Origin of the sequence: Streptomyces sp. NPDC002564 (genome assembly GCF_042889645.1) — a bacterium.
In the GTDB taxonomy this organism is placed as follows: Bacteria; Actinomycetota; Actinomycetes; order Streptomycetales; family Streptomycetaceae; genus Streptomyces.
In genome coordinates this window covers 691,736-716,255 of sequence record NZ_JBIARE010000001.1, presented here as the reverse complement: position 1 = coordinate 716,255, position 24,520 = coordinate 691,736, and the positions used below count along the sequence as shown (strand labels likewise).

General features: G+C 72.5%; 27 protein-coding genes. 12 read left to right on the top strand and 15 right to left on the bottom strand.

All coding sequences use genetic code 11. The features are described from left to right. Positions 1-141 precede the first annotated feature (141 nt). Positions 142-1,395 (top strand): MFS transporter, encoded by a 1,254-nt coding sequence (locus tag ACFYXE_RS03305; protein ID WP_361168547.1) that lies wholly within the window; start codon positions 142-144, stop codon positions 1,393-1,395. 18 nt (positions 1,396-1,413) lie between these two features. On the opposite strand, the gene ACFYXE_RS03300 is transcribed toward ACFYXE_RS03305, so the two are convergent. Further along, positions 1,414-1,998 (bottom strand): suppressor of fused domain protein, encoded by a 585-nt coding sequence (locus ACFYXE_RS03300; protein ID WP_389308356.1) that lies wholly within the window; start codon positions 1,996-1,998, stop codon positions 1,414-1,416. Positions 1,999-2,497: 499 nt separating this feature from the next. Here ACFYXE_RS03300 and ACFYXE_RS03295 point away from each other — a divergent pair, with 499 nt between their 5' ends. Both ACFYXE_RS03295 and ACFYXE_RS03290 read left to right on the top strand, forming a co-directional pair. Further along, on the top strand, positions 2,498-3,634 hold the full coding sequence (locus ACFYXE_RS03295; protein ID WP_361168541.1) for a magnesium and cobalt transport protein CorA: 1,137 nt from the start codon (positions 2,498-2,500) through the stop codon (positions 3,632-3,634). A 23-nt stretch (positions 3,635-3,657) separates the two neighbouring features. Next, positions 3,658-4,173 carry a hypothetical protein gene (locus ACFYXE_RS03290; RefSeq protein ID WP_389308354.1) on the top strand — a complete coding sequence of 172 codons (516 nt, stop codon included), beginning with the start codon at positions 3,658-3,660 and terminating at the stop codon, positions 4,171-4,173. A gap of 88 nt (positions 4,174-4,261) precedes the next feature. Here the strand turns inward: ACFYXE_RS03290 and ACFYXE_RS03285 are convergent, their stop codons facing one another. Continuing rightward, entirely contained in the window at positions 4,262-5,023 is a 762-nt protein-coding gene (locus ACFYXE_RS03285; RefSeq protein ID WP_389308352.1) for a hypothetical protein, read from the bottom strand. A 194-nt stretch (positions 5,024-5,217) separates the two neighbouring features. Here ACFYXE_RS03285 and ACFYXE_RS03280 point away from each other — a divergent pair, with 194 nt between their 5' ends. From ACFYXE_RS03280 to ACFYXE_RS03270, 3 genes are read left to right on the top strand one after another with little or no spacing between them, the layout of a single operon-like run. Then, positions 5,218-6,495 carry a magnesium transporter MgtE N-terminal domain-containing protein gene (locus ACFYXE_RS03280; protein WP_389308350.1) on the top strand — a complete coding sequence of 426 codons (1,278 nt, stop codon included), beginning with the start codon at positions 5,218-5,220 and terminating at the stop codon, positions 6,493-6,495. Next, positions 6,485-7,042 (top strand): DUF1003 domain-containing protein, encoded by a 558-nt coding sequence (locus tag ACFYXE_RS03275; protein ID WP_361168529.1) that lies wholly within the window; start codon positions 6,485-6,487, stop codon positions 7,040-7,042. Before ACFYXE_RS03280 ends, ACFYXE_RS03275 begins: the two co-directional genes overlap by 11 nt. Before the next feature lie 44 nt (positions 7,043-7,086). Then, the gene (locus ACFYXE_RS03270) at positions 7,087-8,220 is read left to right on the top strand and encodes an Mrp/NBP35 family ATP-binding protein (protein ID WP_361168526.1); all 1,134 of its coding nucleotides are present in this window, start codon (positions 7,087-7,089) and stop codon (positions 8,218-8,220) included. Between the two features lie 89 nt (positions 8,221-8,309). Here the strand turns inward: ACFYXE_RS03270 and ACFYXE_RS03265 are convergent, their stop codons facing one another. From ACFYXE_RS03265 to sigE, 5 genes are all read right to left on the bottom strand, one after another. Further along, complete coding sequence (locus ACFYXE_RS03265; protein ID WP_389308348.1) at positions 8,310-8,978, bottom strand: hypothetical protein; 669 nt, start codon at positions 8,976-8,978, stop codon at positions 8,310-8,312. 120 nt (positions 8,979-9,098) lie between these two features. After that, complete coding sequence (locus tag ACFYXE_RS03260) at positions 9,099-9,560, bottom strand: sec-independent translocase (protein ID WP_389308346.1); 462 nt, start codon at positions 9,558-9,560, stop codon at positions 9,099-9,101. Between the two features lie 150 nt (positions 9,561-9,710). Beyond that, entirely contained in the window at positions 9,711-11,840 is a 2,130-nt protein-coding gene (locus ACFYXE_RS03255; RefSeq protein WP_389308344.1) for a trypsin-like peptidase domain-containing protein, read from the bottom strand. A 130-nt stretch (positions 11,841-11,970) separates the two neighbouring features. Beyond that, the gene (locus tag ACFYXE_RS03250) at positions 11,971-12,888 is read right to left on the bottom strand and encodes a zf-HC2 domain-containing protein (protein ID WP_389309498.1); all 918 of its coding nucleotides are present in this window, start codon (positions 12,886-12,888) and stop codon (positions 11,971-11,973) included. Positions 12,889-12,977: 89 nt separating this feature from the next. Beyond that, positions 12,978-13,751 (bottom strand): RNA polymerase sigma factor SigE, encoded by a 774-nt coding sequence (gene sigE, locus ACFYXE_RS03245; protein ID WP_361168515.1) that lies wholly within the window; start codon positions 13,749-13,751, stop codon positions 12,978-12,980. Between the two features lie 153 nt (positions 13,752-13,904). On the opposite strand from sigE, the gene ACFYXE_RS03240 reads away from it, so the two are divergent. After that, the gene (locus ACFYXE_RS03240) at positions 13,905-14,603 is read left to right on the top strand and encodes an O-methyltransferase (protein ID WP_389309495.1); all 699 of its coding nucleotides are present in this window, start codon (positions 13,905-13,907) and stop codon (positions 14,601-14,603) included. 132 nt (positions 14,604-14,735) lie between these two features. Here the strand turns inward: ACFYXE_RS03240 and ACFYXE_RS03235 are convergent, their stop codons facing one another. Then, on the bottom strand, positions 14,736-14,903 hold the full coding sequence (locus ACFYXE_RS03235) for a DUF3117 domain-containing protein (protein ID WP_003966491.1): 168 nt from the start codon (positions 14,901-14,903) through the stop codon (positions 14,736-14,738). Beyond that, positions 14,891-15,172: a hypothetical protein gene (locus tag ACFYXE_RS03230; protein ID WP_361168512.1), complete on the bottom strand. Its 282-nt coding sequence runs from the start codon at positions 15,170-15,172 to the stop codon at positions 14,891-14,893. The genes ACFYXE_RS03235 and ACFYXE_RS03230 overlap by 13 nt, the downstream gene beginning before the upstream one ends. Before the next feature lie 39 nt (positions 15,173-15,211). Between ACFYXE_RS03230 and ACFYXE_RS03225 the strand changes: the two genes are divergently transcribed. Beyond that, entirely contained in the window at positions 15,212-16,012 is an 801-nt protein-coding gene (locus ACFYXE_RS03225; protein ID WP_389308341.1) for an enoyl-CoA hydratase/isomerase family protein, read from the top strand. Positions 16,013-16,027: 15 nt separating this feature from the next. On the opposite strand, the gene ACFYXE_RS03220 is transcribed toward ACFYXE_RS03225, so the two are convergent. Together ACFYXE_RS03220 and ACFYXE_RS03215 are read right to left on the bottom strand one after the other, a co-directional pair. Beyond that, positions 16,028-16,627: a DNA-3-methyladenine glycosylase I gene (locus tag ACFYXE_RS03220; protein ID WP_389308339.1), complete on the bottom strand. Its 600-nt coding sequence runs from the start codon at positions 16,625-16,627 to the stop codon at positions 16,028-16,030. Next, positions 16,624-17,004: a DivIVA domain-containing protein gene (locus tag ACFYXE_RS03215; protein ID WP_361168503.1), complete on the bottom strand. Its 381-nt coding sequence runs from the start codon at positions 17,002-17,004 to the stop codon at positions 16,624-16,626. The genes ACFYXE_RS03220 and ACFYXE_RS03215 overlap by 4 nt, the downstream gene beginning before the upstream one ends. Positions 17,005-17,129: 125 nt before the next feature. On the opposite strand from ACFYXE_RS03215, the gene folP reads away from it, so the two are divergent. Then, positions 17,130-17,990 (top strand): dihydropteroate synthase, encoded by an 861-nt coding sequence (folP, locus tag ACFYXE_RS03210; RefSeq protein WP_361168500.1) that lies wholly within the window; start codon positions 17,130-17,132, stop codon positions 17,988-17,990. 29 nt (positions 17,991-18,019) lie between these two features. Here the strand turns inward: folP and ACFYXE_RS03205 are convergent, their stop codons facing one another. Next, positions 18,020-18,796, bottom strand: a complete 777-nt coding sequence (locus tag ACFYXE_RS03205) for a TIGR00730 family Rossman fold protein (protein ID WP_389308336.1) — start codon at positions 18,794-18,796, stop codon at positions 18,020-18,022. Between the two features lie 128 nt (positions 18,797-18,924). Then, complete coding sequence (gene dapE, locus ACFYXE_RS03200; protein WP_361168494.1) at positions 18,925-20,004, bottom strand: succinyl-diaminopimelate desuccinylase; 1,080 nt, start codon at positions 20,002-20,004, stop codon at positions 18,925-18,927. Positions 20,005-20,064: 60 nt separating this feature from the next. Between dapE and ACFYXE_RS03195 the strand changes: the two genes are divergently transcribed. Both ACFYXE_RS03195 and ACFYXE_RS03190 read left to right on the top strand, forming a co-directional pair. Continuing rightward, positions 20,065-20,967 (top strand): heavy metal transporter, encoded by a 903-nt coding sequence (locus ACFYXE_RS03195; RefSeq protein ID WP_389308334.1) that lies wholly within the window; start codon positions 20,065-20,067, stop codon positions 20,965-20,967. Between the two features lie 324 nt (positions 20,968-21,291). Then, positions 21,292-21,738 carry an ATP-binding protein gene (locus ACFYXE_RS03190; RefSeq protein ID WP_361168488.1) on the top strand — a complete coding sequence of 149 codons (447 nt, stop codon included), beginning with the start codon at positions 21,292-21,294 and terminating at the stop codon, positions 21,736-21,738. Positions 21,739-21,811: 73 nt separating this feature from the next. Here ACFYXE_RS03190 and ACFYXE_RS03185 read toward each other — a convergent pair whose 3' ends face one another. After that, the gene (locus ACFYXE_RS03185; RefSeq protein ID WP_389308331.1) at positions 21,812-22,906 is read right to left on the bottom strand and encodes a bifunctional succinyldiaminopimelate transaminase/glutamate-prephenate aminotransferase; all 1,095 of its coding nucleotides are present in this window, start codon (positions 22,904-22,906) and stop codon (positions 21,812-21,814) included. Positions 22,907-23,000: 94 nt separating this feature from the next. Further along, positions 23,001-23,321: a ferredoxin gene (fdxA, locus tag ACFYXE_RS03180; RefSeq protein ID WP_030573070.1), complete on the bottom strand. Its 321-nt coding sequence runs from the start codon at positions 23,319-23,321 to the stop codon at positions 23,001-23,003. Between the two features lie 143 nt (positions 23,322-23,464). Between fdxA and ACFYXE_RS03175 the strand changes: the two genes are divergently transcribed. Beyond that, on the top strand, positions 23,465-24,466 hold the full coding sequence (locus ACFYXE_RS03175) for a GNAT family N-acetyltransferase (RefSeq protein WP_389308329.1): 1,002 nt from the start codon (positions 23,465-23,467) through the stop codon (positions 24,464-24,466). Positions 24,467-24,520: the final 54 nt, after the last annotated feature.

Below are 24,520 nucleotides of genomic sequence, written 5' to 3'. Positions count from 1 at the left end.
GTCGCCGCCCCGTCAAGGACGATCACCCGTCCGGTGGCCCCGTCACCGGGCAAAACTAGGTGTAGCTTGCATCAGTTAGCCTTGCTAACTTAATATGTGTATACATCAACGAACCAGTGGAAGCAGTGAAGGAGCGGCTGTATGACCAGCAGCACCGGAGGTCCCGCGGAAGGGGACCCATTCGACGCGGGGGCCGGCGGCCTCCTGCGGCAGCCGAAGGCCGTCTGGGCCACGGCCGGCGCGTCCGTCGTGGCGTTCATGGGCATCGGGCTCGTCGACCCGATCCTGCCGTCCATCGCCAAGGGCCTGGACGCGAGCGCCAGCCAGGTCTCCCTCCTCTTCACCTCGTACTTCCTGATCACCGCCGTCGCGATGCTCGTCACCGGCTTCGTCTCCAGCCGCATCGGCGGCAAGAAGACCCTGCTCCTGGGCCTCGCGCTCGTCGTGGTCTTCGCCGGCCTGTCCGGCACGTCGGGATCGGTCGGTGAGCTCGTCGGCTTCCGGGCCGGCTGGGGCCTCGGCAACGCGCTCTTCGTCTCGACCGCGCTCGCCGTCATCGTCGGCGCCGCGGCCGGCGGCAGCGCCGCCGCGATCCTGCTGTACGAGTCGGCGCTCGGCCTCGGCATGGCCTGCGGACCCCTGGTCGGCGCGCTGCTCGGCGACGCCAGCTGGCGCTACCCGTTCTTCGGCACCGCGGCCCTGATGGCGATCGGCTTCCTCTGCATCACGGCGTTCCTCAAGGAACAGCCCAGGCCCGCGCGGAAGACGTCGCTGCTCGACCCGCTCAAGGCGCTCGGGCACGGCGGACTCGCCTCCGCGGCGGCCTCCGCGTTCTTCTACAACTACACGTTCTTCACCGTGCTCGCGTTCACGCCGTTCGTGCTGAACATGTCCCCGTACAAGTCGGGCGCGGTCTTCTTCGCCTGGGGCGTGCTGCTCGCCGTCTTCTCGGTGCTCGTCGCCCCGCGGCTGCAGGCGCGGCTCGGCTCCCTGAAGGTGCTCGGCGGCTCGCTCGTCCTGCTCGCCGCGGACGTCCTGGTGCTCGGCTACGGCAACCACACCACCGCCATCGTCTGCACGATCCTGTCCGGCGCCTTCATCGGCGTGAACAACACCGTCTACACCGAGCTCGCCCTCGGCGTCTCGGACGCGCCGCGCCCGGTGGCCAGCGCCGGCTACAACTTCGTCCGGTGGTTCGCGGCCGCCGCCGCGCCGTTCTTCGCACCGAAGATCGAGGAGTGGAGCAACATCCACATCCCGTTCGTGGTCGCGGCCGTCACGGCGGTGCTCGGCGCGGTCGTCGTCCGGGTGCGCAGGAAGGCCCTGACCCACGAGGCCGAGGAACTCGAACCGCGGCACGCCGCCGAGGACGGCGTCGGCGTCTTCGCCAACTGAGCCCGCACGCCGGGTGGTTCAGTCCAGCGGCACGGACTTGCGCAGCGGATCGCGCAGGTCCGTGCCGCTGTTCAGCCAGCGCTCCTGGAGGGCGCCCGCGCCGTGCACCCGCTTCCACGCCGCCTCGTTCGGCGTCATGGGGAGCACCGGCAAGAACCGCACGGGCTCCATGGGCGCGTCGAGCTCCAGGTCCTCGACCAGGCCGCCGGACTCGGCGACCAGCACGGAGGTGAAGGGCGCCGCGGGCCACAGCGGTTCGCCCACGTCCAGCGAGGCCCCCGGCGCCACGACCAGACCCTCGACCTGGGGCGAGGCGGCGAGGACCGCGAGCGGGCGCAGCACCTTGTCGGTGTCGGCGAGCCCCGCACGGACCGACAACACCAGCTCCGCGCGCGGGCCCTTGACCGGGTCGGCGAGGGCGGCGGTGGGGTCGGCCATCGGCTGGACGGACATGCCGAGGGTGGCGTAGCGCACCAGGTCGCCGTCCGTGAAGCGCAGCACTTCGACGCGGTCGGTCCCGAGGAAGGTCACCGCGGCGCGCGCGTCCGGCTCCCCCAGGCCGGTACGGAGACGGGCCTCGACCAGCGCAAGAACATCAGCCATGACGTGAGCATAGAACTCGTCAGGGAAGGGCAAAGCGGGGGCTTGACACTTCTGTCGGCTGATAGTGTTGGCCGCTGGCTCAGGGCAGCACGCAGAAGCGTCGCTTTCAAGCCCTGCAGACAGACACTGACTTTGCGCCACTGGCGTGAAGGGCGCATGGGACTTCCCTTACGGGGGACCGGCCGGAGGAGGTGGGGCTGCAATGGACCGAAGTCGACCGTGCAGTACCACCCGCTCTTCCGCCCGGTGATTCACGCAGCCCGGTAGCTGCGCAAGCACACACCCGCACCGCGAGCACCGTTCGTGCCGTGTGCGACGGAAGAGCACTTCGTTCCCACCTGATCTGTCTGAGTTCCCTGATCTGTGTCAGTAGCGAAGCTGCCACCGCGACGGTGCGGTGCTCCCCGCTTTGTGGACGTGCCAAACATCCCGCAGGAGGACGTCCCCATTCCGGGCAGTTCCAACCGTCGCAGGCGGCCTCCGCCGAAGGAGCCTGCCCATGTCGATGATCCGCGACCTTCGTGCCGCCGTCCGCCCCTCGCTGCGCAAGGACGGCACCGGTTTCCCCTCCTCCCCCGCCTCGTACGACACCTATGACGCGACCCGCGACGCCGCGTCCGCCGTCGTCGACTGCGCCGTCTACCGCGACGGGCGCCGGCTGCCGTGCGCCGACGCGCTCTCCCCGCACGAGGCGATGCTGGAGGTGCGCCGCCGGGGCGGCTTCGCCTGGATCGGCCTGCACGAGCCGACCGAGGCCGAATTCGCCGGTATCGCCGCGGAGTTCGGGCTGCACCCGCTCGCCGTGGAGGACGCGGTCCACGCCCACCAGCGGCCCAAGCTGGAGCGCTACGACGACACGCTGTTCACCGTCTTCAAGACCATCCACTACGTCGAGCACACCGAACTCACCGCCACCAGCGAGGTCGTGGAGACCGGCGAGGTGATGTGCTTTACCGGCCGGGACTTCTTCATCACCGTCCGGCACGGCGGCCACGGCTCGCTGCGCGCCCTGCGCCGCCGCCTGCAGGAGGACCCCGAGCTGCTCACCAAGGGCCCCTCCGCGGTGCTGCACACGATCGCCGACCACGTCGTCGACGGGTACATCGCGGTCGCCGACGCCATGCAGGACGACATCGACGACGTGGAGAGCGAGGTGTTCTCCGCGCCGAGCAAGGGCAAGGGCACCTCCCGCGGCGTCGACGCCGGGCGGATCTACCAGCTCAAGCGCGAGGTCCTGGAGTTCAAGCGGGCCGTCTCGCCGCTGCTGCGGCCGATGCTGCTGCTCAGCGAGCGGCCGATGCGGCTCGTCGACCCCGACATCCAGAAGTACTTCCGGGACGTCGCCGACCACCTCACGCGCGTCCAGGAACAGGTCATCGGCTTCGACGAACTGCTCAACTCCATCCTCCAGGCCAATCTCGCGCAGGCCGCCGTCGCGCAGAACGAGGACATGCGCAAGATCACCTCGTGGGCGGCGATCATCGCCGTGCCGACGGCCGTCTGCGGGGTCTACGGCATGAACTTCGAGCACATGCCCGAGCTGCACTGGCGGTTCGGCTACCCGATGGTGCTCGCCCTCATCGGCGGCGCCTGCTTCGCGATCCACCGGACGCTGAAGCGCAACGGCTGGCTGTGAGCGGCACTCGATAGGCTGCGGCCATGACTGCTGACCCGCTGCTCGACCGCGCCCTCGTCGAGGAGGCCACCAAGAAGTCCGGTCTCATCTGGGTCCGGGGCGAGGGCTCGCCCGCCCGGGCGCTCTGGCACGTCTGGCTGGACGGGGCCGCGGTGCTGGTCGGGGACGGGCCCGGCGAGCAGCCGCTGCCCGGGCTCGTGGACGGGCGGCCCGCCGAGGTGACCGTGCGCAGCAAGGACAAGGGCGGGCGGGTCGTCGCCTGGACGGCGCTGGTCGCCGAGCTGGCGCCCGGCTCTCCCGAGTGGGAGGCGGCGGTCGCGGAGCTCAAGGGGAAGCGGTTGAACGCGCCGGATGCCGAGCGGGTCACCGTGCGGTGGGCCGAGCAGTGCCGGGTCGTCCGGCTCGTGCCGCGGGATGTGGTGACCGAGATGCCGTCGGGGGCGTTGGCGGCGGTGCCGTTGGCCACGGGGGCGACGACGCGGGGGGTCGTGCCGGAGGCGTTGCCTCGGCTGCTTTTTCGGCGGAAGCGGAAGGGCTGAGAGCGGGCGCTCTTCGGGTGCGGGTGCTCCGTGGTTGCTCGCGCCGTTCCCCGCGCCCCCTGCAGGGGCTTCGCCCCATGCGGGGGTGTCAGGACGTCGGGAGCTGTTTGCCGTAGTCGACCATTTCTTCCTTGTCCGGCTGTTGCAGGGGGAAGTCCTTGTTCCAGTCGGAGAGGCGGACCGTGCCCGCGTGGCCGCCGCGCTCCAGGCGCAGGGGGTACGGCTTGCCCTCCAGGGAGACGGAGAGCGTGCCGCCCGCGCCCGCGTCGCCGGTGATCTTGATGCTGCGCAGCGATCCCGTCGTGCCGCGCTCGCCCTTCTCCAGCCGGCCGTGCAGCGTGAGCATGCCGTCCAGGAGCTTGTCCTTGTCCGTGAAGCCGCTCAGCTGCTGATAGGCGGGGTCGCCCTGGGGGATCTTGACGTACTTGCCCTCCAGCTTGGCCGCCGCCGCCCCGTCCGCCTTCCCCGACGCCCCGCCGTCGTTCGTCCAGAACTCGGTGTCGGCCTTCAGGAACAGCGCCTCGCCCACGCGCAGGAGCTGGAACGTCCGCCCCTTGGACGTCACGGAGCCCGTGCCGCCGTCGCCCTTGAGGCGCATGTCGAGGGAGTACGTGTGGCTCTTGCTCACCAGCGTGCCGGAGAGCCGCACGGCCGACGCGGAGCCCGCCACCCGGCCCGCCTTGCCCTGGATCTTCGCCGCGGTCAGCTTGCCGACGCCGTTCGTCCCCGCGTCCGGGTCCTCGCCGCCGCTGCAGGCGGTCAGTGTCGTGGCCGCCGCGACCAGGCCCGCGCACAGCGCGCCCTTGATCGCTGCCCTGCGGGCGCGGCTGGCCGGGGGATGTGCGGTCACAGGTGGCGCTGCCTCTCGTGCGGACGACCTCTACGGCTTCGGCAGTACGGCAGCGTACCCGGGCCGGCCGAGCCGACCGGCGCAAGGCCGTCCGGACCCTCCGCCGGGGCGCATCCGACCGGGACGGGCTAGCCTGAAGCCGGTATTGACGGATCAACCGGCAGGAACCCCACCGGCCCGAAGGAGACGCACGCATGGCGGCAGGCGCCCCCAGGGTCTTCGTGTCGCACCTGTCCGGCACCGCCGTCTTCGACCCGAACGGCGACCAGGTGGGCCGGGTCCGCGACGTCGTCGCGATGCTCCGGGTCGGCAAGCGCCCGCCCCGGCTGCTCGGCCTCGTCGTCGAGCTCTCCACCCGGCGCCGGATCTTCCTGCCGATGACCCGCGTCACCGGCATCGAGTCGGGCCAGGTCATCACCACCGGCGTGCTGAACGTACGGCGCTTCGAGCAGCGCCCCACCGAGCGGCTCGTGCTCGGCGAGATGCTCGACCGGCGGGTGCGGCTCGTCGACTCGGGCGAGGAGGTCACCGTCCTGGACGTGTCGGTCCAGCAGCTCCCGGCCCGCCGCGACTGGGAGATCGACCGGGTCTTCGTGCGCAAGGGCAAGGGGGGAACGTTCCGCCGCAAGGGCGAGACCCTCACCGTCGACTGGTCCGCCGTGGACGGCTTCTCCCTGGAGGAGCACGGCCAGGGCGCCGAGAGCCTGCTCGCCACCTTCGAACAGCTGCGCCCCGCCGACCTCGCCAACGTCCTGCACCACCTCTCCCCCAAGCGGCGGACCGAGGTGGCCGCCGCCCTCGACGACGACCGGCTCGCCGACGTCCTGGAGGAGCTGCCCGAGGACGACCAGATCGAGATCCTCGGCAAGCTCGCCGAGGAGCGCGCCGCCGACGTCCTGGAGGCCATGGACCCGGACGACGCCGCCGACCTCCTGGCCGAGCTCCCGGAGGAGGACAAGGAGCGGCTGCTCACCCTGATGCAGCCGGACGACGCGGCCGACGTGCGGCGCCTGATGGCGTACGAGGAGCGCACGGCCGGCGGCATGATGACGACCGAGCCGATCGTGCTGCGGCCCGACGCGACGGTCGCCGACGCGCTCGCCCGGGTGCGCCAGCAGGACCTCTCCCCCGCGCTCGCCGCGCAGGTGTACGTCTGCCGGCCGCCGGACGAGACGCCGACCGGGAAGTACCTGGGCACCGTCCACTTCCAGCGCCTGCTGCGCGACCCCCCGTACACCCTGGTCGGCTCGATCCTCGACGACGATCTGCAGCCGCTGGCGCCGGGCGCGGGCCTGCTGGCCGTCGCCGGGTTCTTCGCGACGTACGACATGGTCGCGGCGCCCGTCGTCGACGAGGGCGGCTCGCTGCTCGGCGCGGTCACCGTCGACGACGTGCTCGACCACATGCTGCCGGGCGACTGGCGCGAGACCGAGTTCCATCTGGAGGAGGAAGGAGCGGGCCATGGCGGCTGACCGTGAGCGAGAGAACCGGGCGGAGCCCCGGAGCCCTCGATTCCGCCTCGACCAGCCGAGGACCCCGCGGCCCCGGCTGCTGCCCGAGTACGACCCGGAGGCCTTCGGGCGCCTCTCGGAGCGGATCGCCCGCTTCCTGGGCACCGGCCGGTTCATCGTCTGGATGACGGTCGTCATCATTCTGTGGGTGGTGTGGAACATCGCGGCACCCGACCACCTGCGGTTCGACCAGTACCCGTTCATCTTCCTGACCCTGATGCTGTCGCTGCAGGCCTCCTACGCCGCCCCGCTGATCCTCCTCGCGCAGAACCGCCAGGACGACCGCGACCGCGTCAACCTCGAACAGGACCGCAAGCAGAACGAACGGTCCATCGCGGACACCGAGTACCTCACCCGCGAGATCGCCTCGCTGCGCATGGGCCTGGGCGAGGTCGCCACCCGCGACTGGATCCGCTCCGAGCTCCAGGACCTGGTCAAGGAGCTGGAGGAGCAGCGCGCGGTCTTCCCGTCGGACGGCCGGCGCGGGAGTGACGTAGGCGACCGCTGACATACCTTTCCGAGGCAGGGTTACCGCGCCGTACTATCGGAGCCATGGCTACGGAAGACGCGGTGCGCGAAGCACTGTCGACGGTGAACGACCCCGAGATCCACCGACCCATCACCGAGTTGGGGATGGTCAAATCGGTCGACATCTCCGCCGACGGGGTGGTGGCGGTCACCGTGTACCTCACGGTCTCCGGATGTCCGATGCGCGAGACCATCACGAAGAACGTGACCGACGCGGTCGCCGCCGTCGAGGGCGTCACGCGCGTGGACGTCTCACTGGACGTGATGAGCGACGAACAGCGCAAGGAGCTGGCCACCGCGCTGCGCGGCGGCACCGCCGAGCGCGAGGTGCCCTTCGCCAAGCCCGGCTCGCTGACCCGCGTCTACGCGGTCGCGTCCGGCAAGGGCGGCGTCGGCAAGTCCTCGGTGACGGTGAACCTCGCGGCCGCGATGGCGGCGGACGGCCTGAAGGTCGGCGTCGTGGACGCGGACATCTACGGCCACTCCGTGCCGCGCATGCTGGGCGCCGACGGCCGGCCCACCCAGGTCGAGGACATGATCATGCCGCCGTCGGCGAACGGCGTGAAGGTCATCTCCATCGGCATGTTCACCCCGGGCAACGCCCCGGTGGTGTGGCGCGGCCCGATGCTGCACCGCGCGCTCCAGCAGTTCCTCGCGGACGTCTTCTGGGGCGACCTGGACGTGCTGCTCCTCGACCTGCCGCCGGGCACCGGCGACATCGCGATCTCGGTGGCCCAGCTGGTCCCGAACGCGGAGATCCTGGTCGTGACGACGCCTCAGCAGGCGGCGGCCGAGGTCGCCGAGCGCGCCGGTTCCATCGCCGTGCAGACCCACCAGAAGATCGTCGGCGTCGTGGAGAACATGTCGGGGCTGCCCTGCCCGCACTGCGGCGAGATGGTCGACGTGTTCGGCACGGGCGGCGGCCAGCGGGTCGCCGAGGGCCTCACGAAGACGACGGGCGCCCAGGTGCCGGTCCTCGGCTCCATCCCGATCGACGTGCGCCTGCGCGAGGGCGGCGACGAGGGCAAGCCGGTCGTCCTGAGCGACCCGGAGTCCCCCGCGGGCTCCGCGCTGCGCGCGATCGCGGGCAAGCTGGGCGGCCGCCAGCGCGGCCTGTCGGGCATGTCGCTGGGCATCACACCGCGCAACAAGTTCTGAACGGCTGACGCGCAGCGCCCCGTCAGGGGCGCGGGGACCTCCGCGACCGGCCCGGCCGGCCCGCGGAGCTCCCCGCGCCGCACGGAGTGCTACGCGTAGGACCCGATGTCCTTGATCACCGAGAAGCCGAGCCCGTACGCGCTCATGCCCCGCCCGTACGCGCCCAGGTGCACGCCCTCCTTGGTGGAGCCGGCGAGGACCCAGCCGTACTCGGACTCGCGGTAGTGGAAGGGCGTCGGCACCCCGTCCACCGGCAGCGACAGGGACGACCAGTCGGAGCCCTCCAGGTCGTCGGCGAGGACCCAGGCGGTCTCCGTCTGCTGGTCCAGCCAGTCGTCGCGCAGGGTGTGGTCCATCTGGACGGGCCAGGTGAACGACAGCAGGCCGACCCCGGCGAGCCAGGCCGCCGAGGAGACCGAGGTGGCCTCCAGGACACCCGTGCCGTCGGCGCTGCGCCGTACGGGGTTGGCCGCGACGGTCACCACGACCGCGAAGCGCTCCTTGTCACTGTTGCCGAGGGTGCCCTCGGCGCGGACCGACGGCTCCTCGCCGTGTCCGATCGAACCGTGCTCCACGGCGCCGTCCGCCGTCGCGCCGACCTGCATCAGCCAGCGCTGCCCCGTGAAGGCCTCGTCGAGGCCGTACCAGGGGAAGGGCGCCAGCAGGTAGCCGTCGACCGTGCGCCGGGCGGAGGGCATCGCTTCTGCGGTGCCGTCCGCGGCCGCCGCCTGCGTGCCTACCCGACTTGTCGTCTCCATGTACCCGGCCGCCTCCTCGCTCTCGTCGGTCCGGAGCGGCCCGCCCCCCTCGGGCGTCCTCACGCCGGACAACAAGGCAGGATAGCCACACCGGTTGGCGGCGGCGGCTCAGGCGATGCCTCAGGTGGCGTCCGCGTCGAACGGCGGGCGGTCCCCGGCGTCGAGCTTCCTGGGCTCGGCGGGCTTCTTCTGCATGTCCACGCGGGCCCCGCCGGAGGCGGCCGCGGAGGTGTCGGACCCGGTGTCGGAGGAGTCGCTGTCGCGGCCGTGCACGGCGTCCGCGACCTCGTTCATCTCCTTCTTCAGGTCGAAGCCGTTGCGGATCTCCTTGAGCCCGAGCTCGTCGTTGTCGAGCTGCTTGCGGATGAACTTCTTCGGGTTCAGGTCGTCGAACTCGAAGTCCTTGAACTCCGGGCCGAGCTCCTCGCGGATGTCCGCCTTCGCGCTGTCGGAGAACTCGCGGATCTTGCGGATGGTGCGGGAGATGTCCTGAATGACCTTCGGCAGCTTGTCCGGTCCGAAGATGAGCACGGCGAGGACGACCAGCGCCACTATCTCGAGTGCGCCAATGTCATTGAACACCTTGAGCTCCTTGCGATGTCCTCAGCCCGCAGCAGGTCGTCGGCAACAGGTCGTCGTCCGAGGTCTGGACCGTGACCACGGTACCCGCCGCCCGTGTCCGTCCGGTAGCCGCTGCACGACAACCCGGAGCAGACGTGGCCAGTCCTTTACTCAGCTCCCGCCCGCCGAACCGAGCACCAGGGTCACCTCGCGGTCGCTCCCGCCCCGCTCGACGGTCAGCCGCAGGCGGTCCCCGGGGCGGTGCGCACGGACCTTGACGATCAGTTCGTCGCTGGAGTGCACGGGACGGCCGTCGACCTCGGTGATGACGTCGCCCGGCTTGAGACCCGCCTTGTCGCCCGGGCCGCTCCTGTTGACCGCGGGGCCGCCGCTGCCGCTCTTGTCCGCGATGCGGGCGCCGTCTCCGTTGAAGTCGGTGTCGAGCGTGACGCCGATCACGGGGTGCGTGGCCTTGCCGACGTTGATGAGCTCCTCGGCGACGCGCTTGCCCTGGTTGATCGGGATGGCGAAGCCGAGGCCGATGGAGCCGGCCTGGCCGCCGCCCGGCTCGGAGCCCTCGTCCGCGGAGCGTATGGCGCTGTTGATGCCGATGACGCGTGCCCGGGAGTCGACCAGCGGGCCGCCGGAGTTGCCGGGGTTGATGGGGGCGTCGGTCTGCAGGGCGTCCACGTACGAGATGTCGCTGCCGTCGCCCTTCTCGCCGCCCGCGGTGATCGGCCGCTCCTTGGCGCTGATGATCCCGGAGGTGACGGTGTTCTCCAGGTCGAAGGGCGCGCCGATGGCCACGACGGGGTCGCCCACCTGCACGTTCTCGGAGTTGCCGAGGGTCAGGGGCCGCAGGCCGCGGACGCCGGACACCTTGACGACCGCGAGGTCGTAGCCCGCGTCGCGGCCGACGACCTCGGCCTTGGCGGTCTCGCCGCCGCTGAAGGTCACGGACACCTCGCCGCCGGTGCCCGCGGGCTCGACGACGTGGTTGTTGGTGAGGATGTGCCCCTTGCCGTCGAGCACGAAGCCGGTGCCGGTGCCCTGTGCGGAGTCGCCGCTGACGTGCAGCGTCACGACGCCGGGCAGGGCGGCCGACGCGATGCCCGCGACGCTGCCCCGGGGCCGGTCCTTGGACTCGGTGTCGGCCTGCCGCAGCTCGATGTCACCCGTGCCGTTGCGCTCCAGGTAGGCGCCGGTCGCGCCGCCGACGAGGCCCGACACGAGGGCGACGAGCGCGACGCCCACGAACAGCGCCTTGCGCGCCCGCCCGCGCCGCTTCGCCGGGTCCTCCGGCGGCACCGAGCCGACCTGCTGGAGCGGCTGATTCCACGGGTCGTACGCCTGCCGCACCGGCGCCTGGACGACACCCCCGTACGACGGCGGACCGGACGTGCCGTGCCCCGGAGCACCAGGGACGGGCGCGGGGGGCGGGGTGCCGTGGGGCGGGGTGCTGCTGTGGGGGGTGCCGGGGAGCTGGGTGCCGTGGGCGGGCGTGCCACCGTGCGGGGCGCCCGGGGGGAGCTGGGTGCCCGGGAGCTGCGTGCCGTGGGCCGGAGTGCCACCGTGCGGGGCGCCCGGAGGGAGCTGCGTGCCGTGGGCGGGTGTCGCCGCCGGGTGCTGCACGGGGGGCGCGGGCGCCCAGGGGCCCGGTTCGCCGTACGGCGGGGTGCTGTACGGGTCGGGGTCGTGCAGGGGGCGGGGGCGGTCCGTGGGGGCGGGTGCCTGGGCGGCGGCCGGGACGGCCTGCTCGGGGGCACCCTCGGCGGATGCGACCGGGGCGGCCTGCGTACCGTGCGGATCGGCCGCGTACGTGCCGTGCAGGTCACCCTGCATGCCGTGCGGGTCACCCTGCGTACCGTGCGGATCCGCCGCGTACGTGCCGTGCGGGTCACCCTGCGTACCGTGCGGATCCGCCGCGTACGTGCCGTGCGGGTCGGCCTGAGAGCCGTGCGGGTCGGCGGAGTGCGTACCGTGCAGGTCGCCCTGCGTACCGTGCCGATCGTCGGCGTGCGTACCGTGCGGGGCGGCCGTCATGCCGTGCCGGTCGGCCTGCGCCGTGGCGTCGACGTGTGCTTCCCGCGGGGCGTGCGCGGGAGTCGGTATCGGCTCGCCGGGGTGCGTCCCGTGCGGGTGCGGCTGCTCCGGGGCGGAGTCGGTGGCGTCGGCCGGGGCGGGGGCCTGCGGCTCGGTCGGCCGGGGCGGCACCGGTGCGGGCGGCTGCTCGGCGGCGCCCGGCACGTCCGGCCTGGGGCGGCTCCACCAGTTCGCCTTCGTGGGCTTCCCCTCGTCCATGTTCTCCCCACAACTGGCCCGCGGCGGACGCCGTTTGGATGCTCAACCCCGCGCTCGCCGAATCCCCGGCGGGCACGGCCCACCGAGGATTCAACCAGGTTCTCCCGCGCGAGCGCAGGGCACCGCCCTGTCAGCGCATCTGCGACGTGCCCTTGAGCGGGCCGGAGCTCGGCGGCGCGGCGGCCGTGCTCACCGGATCGGCGTTCTGCGGCAGCACCGCGTCCCGCGCCTGCGGCGGCCGCACGCCGGGCGTCCGCGCGGAGTGCGGGCCGGGCTGCGCCGGGCGTATCAGCGGGGAGATGACGGCGGCGCCCGCCAGCATGGGGGCCGTCAGCTCGTACACCTTGTGGCGGGAGCGGGGCGGCTGCGCGGAGGTCCCGGGCAGCAGCGGTCCGCTGACCTCCGTCGGCGCGACCGGCGCCGAGAGGGCGCCCGGGCGCTGGCCCTGCGCCGACAGCGGATTGCCGGCGCCGCGCCGCCGCACGGAGTCCGGGGTGGCGGCCGTGCCTGCTCCCTGGCTGCGCTGCGGGGTCACATTGCTGTTGTTGCCGGAGCCGCCCGCGCGGGTGTCGCCCGTGTCGGTGGGGACGCCCACCGTGACGCCGCCGAGCGCGATCGCGGCCATCGACACCGCGCCCGCCGCGGCGAACGCGAAGCGGCGCCCGCGCCAGAGGGAGCGGTCGCCGTCGTGCCGGGTGACGTCATGGATCCGGAAGCCGCGCTGCTCGCTGGGCAGCACCGCGGCGTGCGCGCCCGCCGGGACGTACTCGACGAACGGGTCAGGGCCCGCGCCGAAGATCCCGGTGCCGGGCAGGCCGACGGAGTCGCTGGCCCCGGTGGCGAAGCCCTCGGGACCGCCCGGTCCTCCCGACGGCCCGGCACCGCCTCCCGGCAGGCCCTGCAGACGGGCGAGGAAACTCTCGGTGGGCGGCGGCGGGGCCGCCTGGGCGAAGACGTCCTTCAGGCGACGCTGGGCGTCGGCCTCGGTCTTGCACATCGGACAGGTCGCCAGATGTGCGAGGACGCGCTCGCGCGCGTCATGGCCCAACTCACCGTCCACAAGGGCGGCGAGCCGGTCCCCCAGATGCTGCTCGGCCTCGGCTAGTTGCCGTTCGGCAGGATTCGACCGTGATCCACTCACGCGGTCGCGCCCCCTCCTCCCAGCGCCACGGCTCCGGTGACCGCGAGCGACCGGCGCTCGGCGCGGGCTTCGGGAGACCGGTGCTGAAGGGCCTTGCGCAGCTGCGAGCGGCCCCGGTGGATACGGCTGCGGACCGTACCCAGCTTGACGCCGAGCGTCGCGGCGATCTCCTCGTACGAAAGGCCCTCGATGTCGCAGAGGACCACGGCGGCGCGGAACTCGGGCGCGAGGGTGTCGAGCGCCTGCTGGACGTCCGCGTCGAAGTGCGTGTCGTTGAAGACCTGCTGCGGGGAGGGCTCGCGGCTCGGCAGCCGCTCCGCGGCGTCGTCCCCGAGCGCGTCGAAGCGGATGCGCTGCTTTCGGCGCACCATGTCCAGGAACAGGTTCGTGGTGATGCGGTGCAGCCAGCCCTCGAACGTGCCGGGGGTGTAGGTCGAGAGGGACCGGAAGACACGGACGAAGACCTCTTGCGTGAGGTCCTCGGCGTCGTGCTGATTGCCGGTCAGGCGGTACGCCAGGCGGTATACGCGGCCGCTGTGCGTGCTGACGATCTCCTCCCAGGTGGGCGGAGTCCACACCTGCGCATCCGCGTCAGCGGCAAAGGTCGCGGTCTGAGCGGAGTCGTTGGCACGGATGCGGTCAGCGGTGTCGGTCACGGATTTCGGCTCACCCGCCAATCCGAGAAAACGCCTGAGCGCTCCTCCCCGATCGCCGGACGCAGCCGCACCTCCCCTGTCGGCTCTGGTGGTGTCCAGTGGAGCCCCTACCATAACCACCTCGCCCGTTAGCTCCGGATAAGCGTTTTTACGTGAATTTGGTACGGGCTTCGCTGCAGGTGTCCTGCACCTTCGAGGCGCCCGCTTCAGGTCTTGATCCATCCGTTACCCCCGCTGTCCTCCCACCCCCTGTAAACGCGCGGCCTCATCTGCGGGTTCCCGGCCCCAACGGATACAGTCACGGCCAGGCAACCACGGGGACAGGAGAGGGCCATTACCGGCAACCGGCAGACGAGCTGGGCGTTCGCCGACGCCTTTGTCGCCGAGGACGAGGCGCTGCGCTGGGCCCGGGACCGGGCCCGGGAGGCAGGGCTGCCCTCGGTGTCGCCCGGCACCGGCGCCGCGCTGCGCCTGCTCGCCGCCACGGTTGACGCGAAAGCGGTGGCCGAAATCGGCACCGGCACCGGGGTGTCGGGCATCCACCTCCTGCACGGCATGCGGCCCGACGGCGTCCTGACCACCGTCGACCCCGAGCCGGAGCGCCAGCAGTTCGCCCGGCAGGCCTTCCGCGCGGCCGGCTTCGCGGGCAACCGCGCGCGGTTCATCCCCGGCCGCGCCCTCGACGTGCTGCCGCGCCTCGCGGACGGCGGCTACGACCTGGTGTTCTGCGACGGCGACCGCCTGGAGTCGCTGGACTATCTCGCTGAATCGTTGCGCCTGCTGCGGCCCGGCGGGCTCGTCTGCTTCGAGGGCGCGTTCGCCGACGGCAGGACCGTGGACTCGGGGCCGCAGCCGGTCGAGGTGCTGCACCTGCGGGACCTGCTGCGCACCGTGCGGGAGAGCCAGGACCTGATCCCGTCGCTGCTCCCGGTGGGCGACGGGCTCCTCTGCGCCGTCAAGAGATAGCGCCCGCCTGCGGCACTCCCCCGCGCCCCCGGCGGGGCACGCACCCCGTACCGGACCCGGAAAACACCACTGCCCCGGCATCGTCGTACGATGCCGGGGCAGTGGAAAAGTATGGGCGCGCGCGCTTCCGCGTCAGCCGACGACCTTCTTCAGGGCGTCGCCGAGTGCATCGGCCTCGTCCGGAGTCAGTTCGACGACAAGTCGTCCGCCGCCTTCGAGCGGAACGCGCATGACGATGCCCCGCCCCTCCTTGGTCACCTCGAGCGGGCCGTCGCCCGTCCGCGGCTTCATGGCCGCCATGCTCGTTCCCCTTCCTGAAACCAGCTCATCGCAGCCGACAACCCAGGTGTCACCGGCATCGAACACATTGCTTCCAGGCCATTATCCCGCATGGCAGGACCCGATGACCAACATCGGTCGGCATCGCTTGCGCAACGCGCGCCCGCAAAACCACTCAATTCGGCGATGTGGCTGCGATACTTCGCCGCCCCATACGCCTCAGGGGCCCGGAATTCTTTGACGCAGGTCACATATCCGCCCTCATGCCGGACCTCGACGATCTCCGTCATGCTGAGCTCCTACCTACTGGACCAGCGGAGGGGACCACCATGGCCGACAGCGTGCTCTACGAGGTGAGCGACGGACTCGCGACGATCACGATCAACCGTCCCGAGGCGATGAACGCCATGAACACCGAGGCCAAGGTCGCGCTGCGGGAGGCCGTGCGGACGGCCGCAGCGGACGAGGCCGTGCGCGCGGTGCTGCTCACCGCGTCCGGCCGCGCCTTCTGCGTGGGCCAGGACCTCAAGGAGCACATCGGCTCCCTCGCCGCGGACCGCGAGGCGGGCACCGGGGAGACCATGAGCACGGTCCGGGAGCACTACAACCCCATCGTGCGGGCGCTGACCGGCATGCCGAAGCCGGTCGTGGCGGGCGTGAACGGCGTCGCGGCGGGGGCGGGCCTCGGCTTCGCGCTGGCCGCCGACTACCGGGTGGTCGCCGACACCGCCCGGTTCAACACCTCCTTCGCCGGCGTCGCGCTGACCGCCGACTCGGGCGTCTCCTGGACGCTGCCGCGCGTGATCGGCCCGGGGCGCGCCGCCGACCTGCTGCTCTTCCCGCGCAACATCAGCGCGCAGGAGGCCTACGACCTGGGCATCGCCAACCGGATCGTGCCCGCGGCCGACCTCGCCGCCGAGGCCGCCCAGGTGGCCCGCGCGCTGGCCGAGGGCCCGACCCTGGCCTACGGGGCGCTCAAGGAGTCCCTCGCCTACGCGGCGGGCCACACCCTGGACGAGGCGCTCGACAAGGAGGACGAGCTGCAGGCGAAGGCGGGCGCGTCGCAGGACCACGCCATCGCCGTGCAGGCCTTCATCGCCAAGGAGAAGCCGAAGTACCTGGGCCGCTGAGCGCGCCGGACGGCGTCAGGCCGGTCCCGCCGCCCCGCGGGCCACGCAGTCCGGGAGGTGGTCGTCGACCAGGCCGCAGGCCTGCATCAGCGCGTACGCCGTGGTGGGGCCGACGAAGCGGATGCCGCGCTTCTTGAGGGCCTTGGACAGCGCGGTGGACTCGTCGGTGATCGCCGGGACGTCGGCGAGGGTGCGCGGGGCCGCACGGGTGGCGGGGTCGGGCGCGAAGGACCAGATCAGCGAGTCCAGCTCGCCCTCGGGCCAGTCGGCGAGCACGCGCGCGTTGGCCAGGGTCGCGTCGATCTTGGCGCGGTTGCGGATGATGCCGGGGTCGGCGAGCAGCCGCTCGCGGTCCGCGTCGGTGAAGCGGGCGACCGCGGCGATCTCGAAGTCGGCGAAGGCGGCGCGGAAGCCTTCGCGGCGGCGCAGGATCGTGATCCAGGACAGGCCGGACTGGAAGGCCTCCAGGCAGAGCCGCTCGTACAGGGCGTCGTCGCCGTGGACCGGGCGGCCCCACTCCTCGTCGTGGTACGCCACGTAGTCCTCGGTGGACAGGCCCCAGGGGCAGCGCAGGCCGCCGTCCGGGCCCGGTACCGCGCCGCTCTCGGTGCTCACTGGTCGTCGCCCTTCGTGTCCTTCGCCGTGCGTGGTTCGTACCCCTCGAAGAGGGCGGGTCCGGCGACGGCGGTGGCCTGCGCGCCGGCCAGGGCGGCCTCCAGCTCGGCGATGCGCGCGTCCCTCTCGGCGAGCTCGGCGCCCAGGCGGCCGAGCACGTCGTCCACCTCGCCCATGTGGTAGCCGCGCAGGGTCATCGGGAAGCGGACCGCGTCCACGTCGGCGCGGCGCAGCGGCCGGTCGGGGGGCAGCGGGTCGGTGAACCGCTCCGGCTCGACGTCGGGCAGGGCGGCGCTGTCGCCGCCGCCGACCACGGCGAGGGTCACCGCGCCGACCACCACGAGGAGGGCGACGACCAGGAACAAGAACAAGACCATCTCTTCAGGCCCTCACGCTCGACTGCCCGTGCTCAAACTGTCAGGGTCCGATCGTGCCATGCGGCTGTGACAGTTAAGGTCACAGGCGGCCGGACGGTGACAAGGACCCAGGAGGACCACAGGGGATGCTCAGGCTTGGCAGGCGCGAGTTCGACGCGCACGAGCCGGTGATCATGGCGATCGTCAACCGGACCCCCGACTCCTTCTACGACCAGGGCGCCACGTTCCGCGACGAGCCCGCGCTCGCCCGCGTGGAGCAGGCCGTGGCCGAGGGCGCGGCCGTCATCGACATCGGCGGGGTCAAGGCGGGTCCCGGCGAGGAGGTGACCGCCGAGGAGGAGGCGCGCCGCACGGTCGGTTTCGTCGCCGAGGTCCGCAGGCGGTTCCCCGACGTGGTGATCAGCGTCGACACCTGGCGGCACGACGTCGGCGAGGCCGTCTGCGCGGCGGGCGCCGACGTGCTGAACGACGCGTGGGGCGGCGTCGACCCGAAGCTCGCGGAGGTGGCCGCGCGCCACGGGGCGGGCCTGGTCTGCACGCACGCGGGCGGCGCCGAGCCGCGCACGCGCCCGCACCGCGTCACCTACGAGGACGTGATGGCCGACATCCTGCGTGTGACGGTCGGCCTGGCCGAGCGCGCGGTGGCGCTGGGCGTCCCGCGGGAGTCCGTGATGATCGACCCGGGGCACGACTTCGGCAAGAACACCCGGCACAGCCTGGAGGCGACCCGCAGGCTCGGCGAGATGCGGGACACCGGCTGGCCGGTCCTGGTCTCCCTGTCCAACAAGGACTTCGTGGGCGAGACGCTCGACAAGCCGGTCAAGGAGCGGGTGCTCGGCACGCTCGCGACGACGGCGGTCTCGGCGTGGCTGGGCGCCCAGGTCTACCGGGTGCACGAGGTCGCGGAGACCAAGCAGGTGCTCGACATGGTGGCGACGATCGCGGGCCACCGGCCCCCGGCGGTCGCCCGCCGGGGACTTGCGTAACTCCCCTTCGGGGAGGGGTGCTTCGCGGGCTACTTGCCGACTTCCTTGGTCACCAGGGTGATGGCCTCCTCCACGTCGTCCGTGACGTGGAAGAGGAGCAGGTCGGCCTCGGAGGCCTTGCCCTGGGCGATGACCGTGTTCTTCAGCCAGTCGACCAGGCCGCCCCAGTACTGCGAGCCGAACAGGACGATCGGGAACCGCGTGACCTTGCGGGTCTGGACGAGCGTGAGCGCCTCGAAGAGCTCGTCGAGGGTGCCGAGGCCGCCGGGCAGCACCACGAAGCCCTGCGCGTACTTCACGAACATCGTCTTGCGGACGAAGAAGTAGCGGAAGTTCACCCCGATGTCGACGTAGGGGTTCAGGCCCTGCTCGAAGGGGAGCTCGATGCCGAGGCCGACCGAGGTGCCCTTCGCCTCGACGGCCCCCTGGTTGGCGGCCTGCATGGCGCCGGGCCCGCCGCCCGTGATGACGGCGAAGCCCGCCTCGACGAGGGCCTTGCCGATCTCGACGCCCGCCGCGTACTCCGGCGAGCCCTCCGCGGTGCGCGCCGAGCCGAACACGCTGATCGCGGGCGGCAGTTCGGCGAGCGTGCCGAAGCCCTCGATGAACTCGGACTGGATGCGCAGGACTCTCCAGGGATCCGTGTGCACCCACTCGGAGGGTCCGTCGGAGTCGAGGAGACGCTGATCGGTGGTGCCGGCCTGCACCTTGTCGCGCCGGCGCAGGACCGGGCCGAGCCGCTGCTCCTCGGGACGCTTCCTGGCAGCGCGGTCCGCACTGTCCGTGCTGGGGTCGGGGTGGCTCATCGTCTGCTCCCTCCATGACGTACGTGACTGACAGCGTAGGTCTACGCGGGTTACAGCCGAGGGACCTCGGGATGTCCGGCACCGGCAGACGTCCGGCGGACGCGGTGCGGGCGCCCGCCGGAGCTCCGCTACGCCGTCAGCCAGGCGCGCAGCCGCTCCTCCGCCACCGGGATCAGGGACGCCTGCACGCGCTCGTCGATCTTGTGGGCGAGCAGCGGGTCGCCGGGGCTGTAGTTCACCGCGGGCACGCCGAGCGCGCTGAAGCGCGAGACGTCCGTCCAGCCGAACTTGGGGCGCGCCTCGCCGCCGACGGCCGCCATGAACGCCGCGGCGGCCGGGTGGGTGAGGCCGGGGCGGGCCGCGCCGGTGTGGTCGTCGACGACGAACTCGTCGACGCCGCAGTCCGCGAAGTAGTCGCGCACGAAGGCGAGGGCCTCCTCCTCGCTGCGGTCGGGGGCGTAGCGGAAGTTGACGGTGACGGTGCACGCGTCGGGGATGACGTTGGTGGCGACGCCGCCCTCGATGCGGACGGCGTTGAGGCCCTCGTGGAACTCCAGGCCCTCCACCACCGGCTTGCGGGGCTCGTACGCGGCGAGCCGCTGCAGGATCGGGGTGGCGGCGTGGATGGCGTTGGAGCCCATCCAGGCGCGCGCGGAGTGGGCCCGTACGCCCTTGGTGCGCAGCAGGACCCGCAGGGTGCCCTGGCAGCCGCCCTCGACCTGGCCGTCGGTCGGTTCGAGCAGGACGGCGAAGTCGCCCGCGAGCCAGTCGGGGTGGGCCTCGGCGACGTGCCCCAGGCCGTTGAGGTGCGCGGCCACTTCCTCGTTGTCGTAGAAGACGAAGGTGAGGTCGCGGTTGGGCTCGGTCACGGTCTGCGCGATGCGCAGCTGGACGGCGACGCCCGACTTCATGTCGCAGGTGCCGCAGCCCCACAGGACGCCGTCGTCGTCGAGCCGGGAGGGCACGTTGCCGGCGACGGGCACGGTGTCGATGTGCCCGGCGAGGATGACCCGCTCGGCGCGGCCGAGGTTCGTGCGGGCGACCACGTTGTTGCCGTGCCGGTCGACGGTGAGGTGCGGCAGACCGCGCAGGGCCGTCTCGATGGCGTCGGCGAGCGCCTTCTCCTCGCCGCTCGGGGACGGGAAGTCGACCAGCCGCGCGGTGAGCTCCGCGGCGTCGAGCGTGAGGTCAAGGGGTGTCTGAGGCATACGCACGACCCTAACGCCGGTGGCGCGGGGACCGGTCGGCCGCTCCAGTACCGTGGACGCGTGCCTGCACCCCCCACCCTCGTCCGGCGCGGCCGTCTCCTCCGTCTCGGGGCCGCGGCCGCCGTGCTCCTGGCCGTCGCGGGCTATGTGGCCGTGCAGTACGTCTACGGGGGCAAGCCCGAGCCGACGTGCACGGTCGTGTCCGGGAAGGCCGACGGCGCCTCGTACACCTTCACCGCCGAGCAGGCGGAGAACGCCGCGACGGTCGCCGCCGCCGGCACCTCGCGCGGCATGCCCGAGCGCGCGGTGGCCATCGCGCTCGCCACCGCGCTGCAGGAGTCCGGCCTGCGCAACATCACGCACGGCGACCGGGACTCGCTCGGCCTCTTCCAGCAGCGCCCCTCGCAGGGCTGGGGCGACGCGCGCCAGATCATGGACCCGGCGTACTCGGCGGCGCGGTTCTACGCGCACCTGGCCGAGGTGCCCGGCTATTCGCGGCTGCCGCTGACCGTCGCCGCGCAGCGCGTGCAGCGCAGCGGCTATCCGCAGGCCTACGCCAAGCACGAGCCGGACGCCGCGCTGCTGGCCGCCGCGCTGACCGGCCGGGCGCCCGCCACCTTCGGCTGCGAGGGCCGCCCCGACGCGGACCCCGGAGGCCCCGCGCGGGTGCGGGCCGCTCTCGCCCGCGACTTCGGCCGGGAGGTCCGCCCGCGGGACGGCCGGGGGCGCACGGTGACCGTCCCCGTGCCCGCCCCGGTGGCCGACGGCAGGCCGCCGCAGCGCGGCTGGGAGCTGGCGCACTGGGCCGTCGCACAGGCTTCCGCGCTGCACATCGAGCGGGTTTCCTACGGCGGCCGGGAATGGCACGCCGAGAGCGCGGGTACGTGGCGGAAGGTGCGGGCGGCGCGGGCCGCCGGGCCCGGCGCGGCCGGGGACCAGGTGCGCATCGTCACCGGGCAGTAGTGCGGCGGGTCCCTCGATCGGGGTAGGGCGGGGGGTGCGGGCCGGCTCCGCGTCCGACTTTTCCGTGCCGCCGCCCCCGGATGCCCAAATCCCTTGAGATCACTGGGAATCGAGGATTCTCCGGCGCTTCGGCACGCGAGCCGTTTGCCCGTTTTTATCCGCAGCCGATAATGCGACGCATTGCCAACTCTTTACGTCGGCCCACCGCAACCTTCGCGGACTTCGAGCGGTAGTCACTGCGTCCGATCGCCGGAAGCCGTCCGGCGGGAAGCCGGATCCGATCCGGCCGGGCACACCCACGTTCTCCCCGTCTGAAGGAGCATCATGTCCCTCCCCCTGACCCGCCGGATCGCCCGTGCCGCGCTGCTCAGCGCAGCGGGTGCAGCTTCCGTGGTCGGTGCGGCCGGCTCCGCGAGCGCCGTTGACCTGCCCGCCGGCCCCGACCTGGGCGGCGTCAGCGCCCTGGACGGCGCGGGCCTCGGCAACACCGTCGACGACGCGGCCCAGAACGTCAGCAACCTCGCCGGGAACACCGGCAGCAAGGCCGTGAAGAAGGCCGTACCCGCCGCGGGCAAGACCGTCGGCCGGGCCGGCAAGACCGCCACCCCCGCGGCCCAGCGCGCCGCCGGTGACGTCGCGGGCAGCGCGGGCCAGGTGCTCGGCGACACCGCCGACACGGCCACCGAGGGCGGCCTGCCCACCGACACGCTGACCAAGGGCGGCCTGCCGGCCGCCGACCAGCTGCCGGTGCAGAGCCTGCCGCTCGGCTGAACCTCCCGGTAGCGCGCGAAGGGCCCGGAGCCACTGGCTCCGGGCCCTTCGTCGGATCCGCGTCCGGACCGGCTCAGGACAGCCGCTCCACGGCCGCCGCGACCCGCTCGTCCGTCGCCGTCAGCGCCACGCGGACGAAGCGGTCGCCCGCCGGGCCGTAGAAGTCGCCGGGCGCCACCAGGATGCCGAGGTCCGCGAGGCGGCCGACGGTGTCCCAGCAGGACTCGTCACGGGTGGCCCACAGGTACAGGCTCGCCTCGCTGTGCTCGATCCGGAAGCCGTGCCCGACGAGCGCGTCGCGCAGGGCCGCGCGCCGGGCTGCGTACCGCTCGCGCTGTTCGTGCACGTGCCGGTCGTCGCCGAGCGCCGCCACGACGGCCGCCTGGGTCGGCGCGGAGGTCATCATGCCGCCGTGCTTGCGGATCTGCAGCAGATCGCCGAGGACGGCCGCGTCACCGGCGGCGAACGCCGCGCGGTAGCCCGCGAGGTTGGACCGCTTGGAGAGCGAGTGGACGGCGACGATGCCCTCGTACGAGCCGCCGCACACGTCCGGGTGCAGCACCGAGACCGGCTCGGCCTCCCAGCCCAGCTCCAGGTAGCACTCGTCGCTGACGAGGAGCACGCCGTGCTCGCGCGCCCAGGCGACCGTGCGGGCCAGCTCCTCGCGGGTGAGCACCCGGCCGGTGGGGTTCGAGGGCGAGTTGAGCCACAGGAGCCTGAGGTTCGTCGGGTCCAGGTCGGTGGGCTCGTCGTAGGCGACGTACTCGGCACGGGCCAGGCGCGCGCCCACCTCGTACGTCGGGTAGGCGAGCCGCGGGTAGGCGACGACGTCGCCCGGGCCGAGGCCCAGCTGCGTCGGGAGCCAGGCCACCAGCTCCTTGGAGCCGACGACGGGCAGGATGTCGCGGTGGGTGATCCCCCGGGCACCCAGGCGCCGTTCGCACCAACCGGTGATCGCGTCGCGCAGTTCGGTGGTGCCCCACACCGTGGGGTAGCCCGGCGAGTCCGCCGCCGCGATCAGCGCTTTCTGGATCAGCTCGGGCACCGGGTCCACCGGGGTGCCCACCGACAGGTCGACGATGCCGCCGGGGTGGGCGGCCGCGGTGGCCTTGTACGGCTCGAGCTTGTCCCAGGGGAAGGTGGGAAGGCGGCCGGAGACTGCGGACACGTGGTGACTCCCGTGCTGGTGCTGGTGCTGACAAACGCCGCGGCCCCGTGCGGCGGGGATGCCGTACGGGACCGGGGCGACGCTCGGGCTGCCGTTACTGGTTCTGCGGCGGCAGGGCGGCGATGAAGGCGTGGTCGCGCTCGATCAGGCCGAGCTTGCTCGCGCCACCGGGCGAACCGAGCTCGTCGAAGAACTCGACGTTCGCCTTGTAGTAGTCCTTCCACTCCTCAGGAGTGTCGTCCTCGTAGAAGATCGCCTCGACCGGGCAGACCGGTTCGCAGGCTCCACAGTCGACGCATTCGTCCGGGTGGATGTACAAGGACCGGGAGCCCTCGTAAATGCAGTCGACCGGGCACTCCTCGATGCACGCCTTGTCCTTGACGTCGACACAAGGCTGCGCGATGACGTAGGTCACGCTGTCGTTCCTCCTCGATACGGGCGTTGGCGGGCCGTCTTCAGGCTCCGCTCGCCTGGCGCGCGGGAGCGCGGCGTCGTCGATGCCCGCCCCTAGTATCTCCGTTCCTGGGCATGATCCGAACAGGAGGGGCGTACAGACCCGTGGAATTCACCGCCGGCGGACGGCTCGAGGTCCGCATTACCCCCGCTGACGTGGGAAAACGCGTGTCGATCCGGCGCTTGAACGACACTGTGGAGCCCGTGGAGAAGTTCACCGACACGGTGGGTGTTCTCACATCGTGGGACGACGGTGTGGTGCTCATCACACGACGGAACGGCGAAACGGTCCGGATCGCGGAGGACACCCTGGTCGCGGGCAAGGTCGTGCCCGCGGCGCCGGCCCGCCGACGGGGCCCCGCCGCCTCGTACCCGGAGCTGGCCCGGGTGTCCGCGCGGGCCTGGCGGCCGGTGGAGAGCGAGCGGCTCGGCGAGTGGGAGCTGCGCGCGGCGGGCGGTTTCACCCGGCGCGCCAACTCGGTGCTGCCGCTGGGCGATCCGGGGCTGCCGCTGGACGACGCGCTCGCCCGGGTGCGCGCCTGGTACACGGCCCGTGAGCTGCCCGCCTACGTGCAGACCGCGACCGGCGCCGAGGGCACGCAGGAGCTGCTCGGCGCCGCCCTGGAGGAGCGCGGCTGGGCGCGCGAGGCGACCGCGGAGCTCCACGTGGGCGCTCTCGCGCCGGTCGGGGACCTGGCCGCGGACGCGGACCGGGTGGAGCTGTCCCGGACCTTCGACGAGGCGTGGCTGCGGCGGTACAAGCGGTTCGGGCTTCCCGGACCGCATGTGCTCGAGGTGCTGGCGAGCGGGCCCTCGGTATGGTTCGCTTCCGTGCCCGGGAGCGGTGGCGCCCCGGCCGCGATCGGGCGGTGCGTGGTGGACGGGCGCTGGGCGGGATTCATGGCGGTCGAGGTGGATCCGGAGCACCGGCGCCGGGGACTCGCCACCGCGGTGATGACCGCGCTGGCCCGGCAGGCCCTGTCCGAGGGCGCTTCGGCGGCCTGGCTGCAGGTCGAGGCCGACAACGACGGCGCGCGGGCGCTGTACGGCGGGATGGGTTTCGCCGCGCATCACGCCTACCACCACTACCGTTACGGCCCCGCCTGACCGGGAGCGGCGGGGTCCGGTGGAGCACGGCAGGCACGGCACGGCAGAGCACGG

What these genes read in the sequence shown, in the direction of transcription:
- ACFYXE_RS03255 (WP_389308344.1), bottom strand. Translation starts at nt 11,840, where the DNA reads ATGGACGAGGGGAAGCCCACGAAGGCGAACTGGTGGAGCCGCCCCAGG.
- ACFYXE_RS03270 (WP_361168526.1), top strand. Translation starts at nt 7,087, where the DNA reads ATGGCTACGGAAGACGCGGTGCGCGAAGCACTGTCGACGGTGAACGAC.
- ACFYXE_RS03275 (WP_361168529.1), top strand. Translation starts at nt 6,485, where the DNA reads ATGGCGGCTGACCGTGAGCGAGAGAACCGGGCGGAGCCCCGGAGCCCT.
- dapE (WP_361168494.1), bottom strand. Translation starts at nt 20,004, where the DNA reads ATGCCTCAGACACCCCTTGACCTCACGCTCGACGCCGCGGAGCTCACC.
- sigE (WP_361168515.1), bottom strand. Translation starts at nt 13,751, where the DNA reads ATGGTAGGGGCTCCACTGGACACCACCAGAGCCGACAGGGGAGGTGCG.
- ACFYXE_RS03300 (WP_389308356.1), bottom strand. Translation starts at nt 1,998, where the DNA reads ATGGCTGATGTTCTTGCGCTGGTCGAGGCCCGTCTCCGTACCGGCCTG.
- ACFYXE_RS03295 (WP_361168541.1), top strand. Translation starts at nt 2,498, where the DNA reads ATGTCGATGATCCGCGACCTTCGTGCCGCCGTCCGCCCCTCGCTGCGC.
- ACFYXE_RS03190 (WP_361168488.1), top strand. Translation starts at nt 21,292, where the DNA reads ATGTCCCTCCCCCTGACCCGCCGGATCGCCCGTGCCGCGCTGCTCAGC.
- ACFYXE_RS03205 (WP_389308336.1), bottom strand. Translation starts at nt 18,796, where the DNA reads ATGAGCCACCCCGACCCCAGCACGGACAGTGCGGACCGCGCTGCCAGG.
- ACFYXE_RS03290 (WP_389308354.1), top strand. Translation starts at nt 3,658, where the DNA reads ATGACTGCTGACCCGCTGCTCGACCGCGCCCTCGTCGAGGAGGCCACC.
- ACFYXE_RS03265 (WP_389308348.1), bottom strand. Translation starts at nt 8,978, where the DNA reads ATGGAGACGACAAGTCGGGTAGGCACGCAGGCGGCGGCCGCGGACGGC.
- folP (WP_361168500.1), top strand. Translation starts at nt 17,130, where the DNA reads ATGCTCAGGCTTGGCAGGCGCGAGTTCGACGCGCACGAGCCGGTGATC.
- ACFYXE_RS03235 (WP_003966491.1), bottom strand. Translation starts at nt 14,903, where the DNA reads ATGGCGGCCATGAAGCCGCGGACGGGCGACGGCCCGCTCGAGGTGACC.
- ACFYXE_RS03280 (WP_389308350.1), top strand. Translation starts at nt 5,218, where the DNA reads ATGGCGGCAGGCGCCCCCAGGGTCTTCGTGTCGCACCTGTCCGGCACC.
- ACFYXE_RS03230 (WP_361168512.1), bottom strand. Translation starts at nt 15,172, where the DNA reads ATGACGGAGATCGTCGAGGTCCGGCATGAGGGCGGATATGTGACCTGC.
- ACFYXE_RS03305 (WP_361168547.1), top strand. Translation starts at nt 142, where the DNA reads ATGACCAGCAGCACCGGAGGTCCCGCGGAAGGGGACCCATTCGACGCG.
- ACFYXE_RS03225 (WP_389308341.1), top strand. Translation starts at nt 15,212, where the DNA reads ATGGCCGACAGCGTGCTCTACGAGGTGAGCGACGGACTCGCGACGATC.
- ACFYXE_RS03215 (WP_361168503.1), bottom strand. Translation starts at nt 17,004, where the DNA reads ATGGTCTTGTTCTTGTTCCTGGTCGTCGCCCTCCTCGTGGTGGTCGGC.